At 73.1% G+C, this 7,870-nt stretch carries 7 protein-coding genes; 2 read left to right on the top strand and 5 right to left on the bottom strand.

Annotated features, from left to right (window positions below; translation table 11 throughout):
• Positions 1-64 precede the first annotated feature (64 nt).
• The 5 genes from ACWD4B_RS05975 to ACWD4B_RS05955 all read right to left on the bottom strand — a co-directional run bounded on the left by ACWD4B_RS05975 (position 65) and on the right by ACWD4B_RS05955 (position 6,109).
• The gene (locus tag ACWD4B_RS05975) at positions 65-1,546 is read right to left on the bottom strand and encodes a phytoene desaturase family protein (protein ID WP_451419610.1); all 1,482 of its coding nucleotides are present in this window, start codon (positions 1,544-1,546) and stop codon (positions 65-67) included.
• A gap of 77 nt (positions 1,547-1,623) precedes the next feature.
• The gene (locus tag ACWD4B_RS05970) at positions 1,624-2,268 is read right to left on the bottom strand and encodes a DUF4126 domain-containing protein (RefSeq protein WP_451419609.1); all 645 of its coding nucleotides are present in this window, start codon (positions 2,266-2,268) and stop codon (positions 1,624-1,626) included.
• Between the two features lie 301 nt (positions 2,269-2,569).
• A complete protein-coding gene (locus ACWD4B_RS05965) occupies positions 2,570-3,190 on the bottom strand; it encodes a TetR/AcrR family transcriptional regulator (protein ID WP_451419608.1) in 621 nt (206 codons plus the stop codon).
• 35 nt (positions 3,191-3,225) lie between these two features.
• Positions 3,226-5,361 carry a YhgE/Pip family protein gene (locus ACWD4B_RS05960; protein WP_451419607.1) on the bottom strand — a complete coding sequence of 712 codons (2,136 nt, stop codon included), beginning with the start codon at positions 5,359-5,361 and terminating at the stop codon, positions 3,226-3,228.
• The gene (locus tag ACWD4B_RS05955; RefSeq protein ID WP_451419606.1) at positions 5,333-6,109 is read right to left on the bottom strand and encodes an ATP-binding cassette domain-containing protein; all 777 of its coding nucleotides are present in this window, start codon (positions 6,107-6,109) and stop codon (positions 5,333-5,335) included. The genes ACWD4B_RS05960 and ACWD4B_RS05955 overlap by 29 nt, the downstream gene beginning before the upstream one ends.
• Before the next feature lie 212 nt (positions 6,110-6,321).
• Here ACWD4B_RS05955 and ACWD4B_RS05950 point away from each other — a divergent pair, with 212 nt between their 5' ends.
• Together ACWD4B_RS05950 and ACWD4B_RS05945 are read left to right on the top strand one after the other, a co-directional pair.
• Positions 6,322-6,786 (top strand): SAV_6107 family HEPN domain-containing protein, encoded by a 465-nt coding sequence (locus ACWD4B_RS05950; protein ID WP_451419605.1) that lies wholly within the window; start codon positions 6,322-6,324, stop codon positions 6,784-6,786.
• A 125-nt stretch (positions 6,787-6,911) separates the two neighbouring features.
• Positions 6,912-7,667 (top strand): methyltransferase domain-containing protein, encoded by a 756-nt coding sequence (locus tag ACWD4B_RS05945; RefSeq protein ID WP_451419604.1) that lies wholly within the window; start codon positions 6,912-6,914, stop codon positions 7,665-7,667.
• The last annotated feature ends 203 nt before the right edge of the window (positions 7,668-7,870 follow it).

Here is a 7,870-nt window from a genome sequence, read left to right as displayed (position 1 = left end):
TGGTCGAAGACGGCGAAGGCGGCTGGGTACGGTACGACATGAGCTTCGCCGAATGGCTCTACCGCTACCTCATTGGCGAAGACATGGCCAGCCCCGCCACCAGCGCGCCCGACATCCCGGCATGGGCCAGCCCACCCCCCGGGTGGGCGAACCCCCCGGCCAGGTAGAGCCCCGGCACGGACGTCGTGTTGGCGGGGCGCAGGAATCGCCCGTCCTGGCCCGCCAGGACGGGCGCCGGCACTCCGCCGCCCGCCGCGCCGGTCGTCGCCTCCACGTCCGCAGGGGCGCGCACCGCGCGCCACGCCTCGCGCTCCCGCAGGCCCGGCACCGCCGCCTCGGCTGCCCGCACCATGCGGTCCGCGAAATCGGCCGCCGTCCGCTCGTCCGACCAGTCCACGCGGCCGCCGTGCGGTGCCACCGTCGCCGTGAGCGTCACGGCCTCGTGCTCCCCGTCCGGCCGCGTCGCCGGATCGTCGGGCCGCAGCACGGTCACCGTCGGGCGGTACTCCGCCACGGGGCCCGTGCCGAACACCGCCTCCAACTCCGCGGCCCGGTCGCCCCCGTGCACCACCGTGCGGTGCACGACGCCCTCCGGCCGCGCCCCGCCGAGCGCCAGGAAGACGCTGAACCGCCCCGGCGGTACGGGAGCGGGCTCCGTCGGCGGCATCCCTTCCAGCCGCCCCGGGGCGACCCCGGACACCACCATGTCCGCCTCGACGACACTGCCGTCGGCCAGCCGCAACCCGGCCGCACGCCCGTCCTTCTCCACCAGCGCGACGACCTCCGCGCCGAAGAAGAACTCCACCCGGCGCGCCACGCACCGCGCGTGGAGCGCCGCGGCGAGCCCGTGCATGCCGCCGCTCACGTACCAGCTGCCGAAGGTCTGTTCCATGTACGGCAGCACTGCCGCGCTCGCCGGGGCGCTGCGCGGATCGAGGCCGTGGGCCAGGGCATGGCTCTCCAGGAGCGCGGCCAGCCGCGGGTCCTGCAACTCCCGCTCGGCCACGGCCGCCAGCGTGGGCGGCCCGCTCCGGCGCCGCCACCACCCCCGCCGGGGCGGCGCCGGATACGGATCCCGGCCCAGGGCCAGGACGCGCTCCGCGTGCAGGGGCTCCTCCAGCAGGGGGCGCCGCGTGGCGTCCCAGACCTCGCGCGCCCGGTTGACCAGATCGCTCCAGCGCTCGCCCGCGCCGGGGCCGACCGCCCCGTCCAGCGCCTGGACGACGCCGGCCCGCGAGGCGTTGGGCAGCGAGACGTCCGTGCCGTCGGCGAAGAGGTGCCGGCTCGCCGGGTCCACCTGGGACATGGCGACGCACTGCTCCAGCGGCTCCTTGCCCGTCTTGACGAACAAGTCCCGGTAGACGGCGGGCAGATGCAGCAGCCCGGGGCCGGTGTCGAAGACGAAGCCGTCCCGCTCGAACCGTCCCACCGCGCCGCCGGGGGTCTCCGCGCGCTCGTACACCGCCACCCGGTGGCCCGCGACGGCCAGCCGGGCAGCGGCTGCCATCGCGCCCATCCCGGCGCCGATCACCGCAATCCGTGCCATGGGAGCGACCTTATCCGCCCCCACCACTGCAGTATTCCGGGGGACAACCCCCGGACCCCCGGGCCGGTTCAGGGCGGTTACGAGCCCGTCCGCTCGCCCTGCCACGCCGCACCCACGTGCACCGGGGGCAGCCCCCGCAGCCGCTTCTCGTCCCGCCGCTCGCGCCTGCGCTGCAGGAAGCGGCGCACCCGCTTCCACAGGACGACGATCAGCGCGAGGCCCAGCGCCAGCAGCGTGCCCGCGATGCAGGCCGCGACGACCGGGTGGAACAGCGCGAAGACCACGAGCCCCGCGACCGCCAGGTCCTCCAGCAGGCTCACCACGATGTTGCTGGCGGGCTCCGGAGAGGCGTTGACGGCCATCCTGGCGCCCGCCTTGACCAGATGACTCAGCAGCGCTGCCGAGCCGCCCACCGCTCCGGCGGACAGGTGCGTCAGCGAGCCGTCCTGGCCCGCCAGCAGCGCTCCGACCACCGCACCGGCGATCGGCCGGATCACGGTGTGCACGGCGTCCCACACCGTGTCCACGTAGGGGATCTTGTCGGCGACGGCCTCGCAGAGGAACAGCACGCCTGCCGCGATCAGCACGTCGGGCCGTTGCAGGACGTCCGGTACCTGATCGCTGACACCGGTGGAGCCGAGAAGGCCGAGCAGCAGGACAACGGCATAGGCGTTGATCCCGCTCGCCCAGCCGCTGGTGAAAACCAAAGGGAGCACTGACACGCGCCGCATCGTAGCCCCGGCCGGGCCTGATGCTCACCTCTGAGTACGCGTACTCAGACGCCGGGATGAGTACCCGTGCGGATGGGACGGGGTCCGCCCGGGCGGCAGAGTGGGAGCAGCGGACGGGACGCGGCCGCCGGCACCGCCGACACGGGGTGGCGGAACGGCGGGGCGGACCGGACGCGTCCGGGGGGCACGGGGGCTTCCCACGGGGGCTCGGGGGAACACGGGGGAACGCCGCTGCCGGCGCGGACCGAGGTGGACGGTCCGTACCGGCAGCGGCGGCCGCCGCAGGCCTCTGCTACGGCTTCGGGCTGTCGCCCCCGACGCGGCCCTGCAGCAGCCGCGACAGCGCCGAGTGCACCTCGTCGATCGACCGCTCCGGCTGGAACGACTGCCAGTCCAGCGCCGCCACGAGCACCATCCCGAACAGCGCGGACGCCGTCAGCGGAATGTCGATCTCCTCGCTCAGCTCGCCCGAGGAGATCGCCTTCTGCAGCACGGTCTCGATGACCGCGACGGCCTGCTGCCGCACCTGCATCAGCGTCGACTGCCACGCCCGGTTGGTGCGCCACAGCTCGGCCACGTACAGCTGGGTGAGCGCCGGGTAGGCGGAGATGAACTCCAGACCCGCCCGGATCATCGCGTCCAGCGCGTCGACGTTGCTGCCGCCGCGGGCGGCCGTCTCGTCGGCGGCCCGCTGCAGGGAGTCCGTCAGCAGCTCGATGCCGTGCCGCAGCAACTCCTCGAAGAGCACGGTCTTGCTCGCGAAGTTGTAGTAGACCGTGCCCTTGGCCACTCCTGCCCGTTCGGCGATCTCGTCCACCGTCGTCGAGGAGAACCCCTGCTCGGCGATCAGGGTGACCGCCGCCTCGAAGAGCTTCCGCCGGGTGTTCATGCGGCGCGTACTGCTGCTGTCCATGACGGTGATTCTCCCTGTACGGACGGTGTCCTCGCTCACAGACTGAGCTCCGGGTGCAGCCGGTCCAGCGACCAGACCTGCTTGCCGCGCGCCGCCCAGGCGGTCAGCGCGAGCGCGCCCACGGTGAACGCGGCCAGCACGCCGCACGCCTGCCAGACGGGACCGAGCCCGCCGCCGGTGATGAGGCGGCGAAGCCCCTCGATGACGTAACTCATCGGCAGGTAGGGGTGGATGGCGTTGAAGAAGCCCGGACTGGTCTGCACGGGATACGTGCCGCCCGCGGACGTCAGCTGGAGCATCAGCAGCGCCAAGACGAGGATGCGTCCGGCCGGTCCGAAGCGTGCGTTGAGCCACTGCACGATGGAGGCGAAGCAGGCGGTGACCAGGACGAGGAATCCGACGGTCCCTGCGGCGCGTTCCATCTGCAGGCCCAGCGCCCAGTGCAGCACGGACAGCAGGGCGGCCACCTGCAGTACGCCGATCGCCACGACCGGCAGCCAGCCCGCCAGTGCGATCCGCCAGGCCGGGGCGCCTGCGGCGAGGGCACGGCGGTTGAGCGGCTGCATCAGCATGTAGGCGACCATCGCGCCCACCCAGAGGGAGAGCGGGATGAAGTACGGGGCGAACCCGGTGCCGTAGTTGGGCGCCTTGTGCAGCGCCTGCGAGGCCAGCTTGACCGGGTCGGCCATCACCTCGGTGCGGGCGTCGCGGTCGCTCTTGCCGTAGTCCGGAATCCTGGACACGCCGTCGTGCAGCCCGCCGGCGAGCTTGGAGGAACCGTCGGAGAGCTTGAACATGCCGCCCTCCAACGTGTCCGCGCCGTTGCGCAGCTTCCCGATCCCGTCGTCCAGCCCGGCGACGCCGTCCTTGGCATCACCGAGACCGTCGTGCAGTTGGCCGGCACCGTTGTGGAGCCTGGCGGCGCCGGAGGCGACCTGCTGGGCGCCGTTGTTGAGGGCGTTGACGTTGCGGACGGCGTCGTCGATGTCCTTGGCCAGCGTGGGGGCCTTGTCCCGGAGCTTCTCGGAAGCGGACTGCAGTGCTTCCAGCTTGGCGGGGAACTTGTCGAGCTTGCCGTTCTTGTTGTTGACGAGGTCGTCGAGCTTCTGGGCGCCTTCGGCCGACTGCTGGGCGGCGAAGACGGCCTTCTTCAGTTCCGGGCACGTGTCGCCCGGCGTCGTGGCCTGCTCGCAGAGCTTCCCGTAGGCAAGGTTCAGCCCTGTGAGGGCGGCGTTGCTGCCCTTGACGATGCCTGCCGTGACATTCGCCGACGGCAGATCGTCAAGGTGCTGCCGCAAGATGGCCGCTTCATTGGCCACGTCCTTCGCGTCGGCACCGATGTCCGCGGCGTTGTTCTTCAGATACGTCGCGTCCTTGCTCGACACGGCATCGTCCACCTTGCCGGCCAGCTGCGCGGTGCCGTCCGCCACCTGGCGTGCCCCGTCCGCCAGTTCCTGGGACTTGGCGTCCAGCGTCCCGGCCCCGCTGTGCAGCTTGTCCACCCCGTCCTCGAGCTTGCCGCTGCCCTCCTTGGCCTGGCTGAGGCCGTTCTTGAGGTCGCCCGCGCCCTTCTCGGCCTTGCCTATGCCGTCGCCCAGCTGGTCGGCGCCGTCGGCCGCCTGCTTGGTCTTGTTGTGCAGGTCCGAGAAGGAGACGAAGATCTTGTCGTAGAAGGAGCGCGACGCGTTCCGTGACGCCGCCGCGCGGACCTCGGAGAAGACCGTGCGGGAGATCGAACCGACGATGTAGTTGTTGGCGTCGTTCGTCCGCACCTGGAGCGCCCCGGTCTCCGGGGAGTTGCCCGAGCTGGAGGCGACCCGCTTGCTGAAGTCCGCGGGGATGGTGAGCGACAGGTAGTACTTGCCGCTCTCCAGACCCTTGCGCGCGTCGGCGGCGCTGGTCTCCTGCCACTTGAAGGACTTGCTGTCGTGCAGGCCGTCGGCGATCGAGTCGCCGGCGGTGAGCTTCTTGCCGTCCACCGTGGCGCCCCGGTCGTCGTTGACCAGCGCCACCGGCACCTTGTCGAGACGGCCGTAGGGGTCCCAGAAGGACCACAGGTACAGCGCGCCGTACAGCAGCGGCAGCAGCAGGAGCGCGACGAGCGCGGCGCGGGGCAGCTTGCCCCTGCCGAACCGCTTCAGCTCAAGCGCGGCCAGTTTCGGCGAACGCATGCGCCGCTCCCTTCACGATCTCCGTGTTGTCACTCGCGCCGTCGGTCCTGACGACGAGCGCGCCCTCGGGCGCCTCGCTGCACACCGCCAGCACGGTCGTGCCGGCCTCCGCCACCGACCGCAGCAGCGCCCACGCCTGTGCGCGCTCCGCGTCGGAGAGCTTGAGGTCGGTGTCGTCCACGGCGATCAGCCGCGGGGTGCCGATGAGTGCCAGGGCCAGCGACAGCCGCAGGGCGGTCAGCCGTTCCAGCTCCCGTACGGTCGTCCGTCCGCCCTTCGGCAGGGCGGCCACGTCCAGTCCGGCCGCGGTCACGGCTGCGTCGATGCGCGCCTTCGTCCGTGCCGCCCTGTCGGCGCGGGACCGGAGCAGGGTCAACGGCGAGCCGCCGAAGCGGAGTTGCAGCAGGGCGCGCTCGTGCAGGTGCTCGTCGACGGTGAGGGACGCGTCGAGCTCGGCGACGCCGGGGACGTGGGCCAGCGCGCTGATGCGCCGCACCGCGGCCATCTGCCGCGGCAGCGGCAGTCCGCCCACGTCGGCGCTCCCCGCGCCGGTCCGCATGCGGCCGGTGAGGGCGAGCAACAGGCTGGTGCGTCCCGAGCCGGACGGGCCCTCGACGGCGACGAGCGATCCGGGGGGTGCGTCGATGTCCACTCCGCGGAAGGCCCAGCCCCGCGGTCCCTTGACGCCGAGTCCCCGGGCTCTGATCGCTGCCCCCTGGCCGGGCGGGGCGCCCGTGGTGCTGTGCACGTGTACCTCCCTGCGATCCCCGTGCGGGCGATCTTGAACTGACCAGTCAGTCTAAAAACTGTATCGCGCATCGCTCCGGCGCTGACAGGCCGGGGGTGCCCGTACGGCGTTTGTGCAGGTCGGGGCGATTGTCAGTGGGGTGCCCCACGATGAGCACCAGACGGCGGCCCCGCCCCGCGTGCGGATCACCGCCCCGACGAAGGAGGTTCGTCATGGCCGGCTTCGCAAACGACGTCCACCCCGTGCTCCGCCGTGCCGTCGCTCCCCCCGCGGCCCTCGACCTGCTCGCCCAGGCCCGCGAGGGCCTGCAGGAGGCCGCCGCCCTCGACGCCCCCCACGAGCGGTACGCCACCGCCCACCTCGCCGCGCTGCGCACCGCCGCCGCCGTGCTGGCCGTGCGCGCCCGCCCCGAGGCGCCCGCGCGCCGCCGCCGTATCCGCAGCGCCTGGGAGGTGCTCCCGGAGGTCGCTCCCGAACTGGCCGAGTGGAGTGCCCTGTTCGCCTCCGGCGCGGCCCGCCGGGCCCGGGCCGAGGCGGGCATCCACTCCGCCGCGAGCGCGCGCGACGCGGACGACCTGGTGCGCGACGCGGCGATGTTCCTGCGCCTGGTCGAGCGGATGCTGGTGCGCCGGCCGCGGTTGCCGCGGTCCATAGCGGGGAGCGGCCGCGCGAGCTGATCGCGCTGCCGGGCGGCAGGCGACTGCGATCAATCCGCCGGACAGGCAATAGGCTGGGGCTCACCGACGTCAGTCATCCGTTGCCGCCCGCGAGGCGGCGGCACCGCGCCGAGGAGCCACCCGCCGTGTCAGACCAGCTCCGCCCCCGGGCGTCCCTCCGTACCGCCGTGGTCTGGGAGGTCCTCCGGGACGCCCTGGACCGCCGCGCCAAGGCCGCCGGCCGGGACGCCCTGGAGGTCCTCGACACCGGTGGCGGCTCCGGCAAGTTCGCGGTGCAGGCCGCCCGCCTCGGCCACCGGGTCACCGTCGTCGACCCCAACCCCAACGCGCTGTTCGCGCTGGAGCGCCGGGCCACCGAGGCCGGGGTCGCCGATCTGGTGCGCGGGGTGCAGGGAGACGCCCTCGGCCTCTTCGACGTGGTCGACCGCGGCGCCTACGACGCAGTGCTGTGCCACGGCGTCCTGGAGTACGTGGACGACCCCGCCGAGTGCGTCCGCAACGTGGTCGCCGCACTGCGCCCGTCCGGCACGCTCAGCCTGCTCGCGGCGGGCCTCGGCGGTGCCGTGCTCGCCCGTGCCCTCGCCGGCCACTTCGACGAGGCCCGCCAGGCCCTGACCGACCCCACGGGCCACTGGGGCGCGGGCGACCCCGTCGTCCGCCGCTTCACCGCCGACCAGCTCTCGGCGCTGGCCGCCGAGGCGGGCCTGGAGGTCGCCTCGGTGCACGGCGTGCGCGTCTTCGCCGACCTGGTGCCCGGTGTGCTGGTCGACGCCGAGCCCGGTGCCATGGACGCCCTGTTCCGTCTGGAGGCCGCCGCGGCCGAACTGCCCGCCTTCCACTCGGTGGCCACTCAGCTGCACGTCCTGGCCGAGCGCGGCTGACCGCGCACGGCCGGGCACAGGCCACCCGATCAGCCCGTTCGCCCCGTATGATCGGGGGCACGGTCCGGCATGGCCGATGGCCGGACAGGGAATGTACGTCCCGACGCCGCAGGTCCCCCACCGGGAACCGGCAGGCGAATTGGCGCAGAGGGGCGGGTTTCACGGGGGCGATTCCCTGCCTATCCTGAAAGGGTCGCACCCCG

The sequence above is a fragment of the Streptomyces sp. NPDC002536 genome (genome assembly GCF_053594995.1).
This window is presented reverse-complemented; position numbering and strand designations above follow the sequence as displayed.

What these genes read in the sequence shown, in the direction of transcription:
- ACWD4B_RS05975 (WP_451419610.1), bottom strand. Translation starts at nt 1,546, where the DNA reads ATGGCACGGATTGCGGTGATCGGCGCCGGGATGGGCGCGATGGCAGCC.
- ACWD4B_RS05960 (WP_451419607.1), bottom strand. Translation starts at nt 5,361, where the DNA reads ATGCGTTCGCCGAAACTGGCCGCGCTTGAGCTGAAGCGGTTCGGCAGG.
- ACWD4B_RS05950 (WP_451419605.1), top strand. Translation starts at nt 6,322, where the DNA reads ATGGCCGGCTTCGCAAACGACGTCCACCCCGTGCTCCGCCGTGCCGTC.
- ACWD4B_RS05965 (WP_451419608.1), bottom strand. Translation starts at nt 3,190, where the DNA reads ATGGACAGCAGCAGTACGCGCCGCATGAACACCCGGCGGAAGCTCTTC.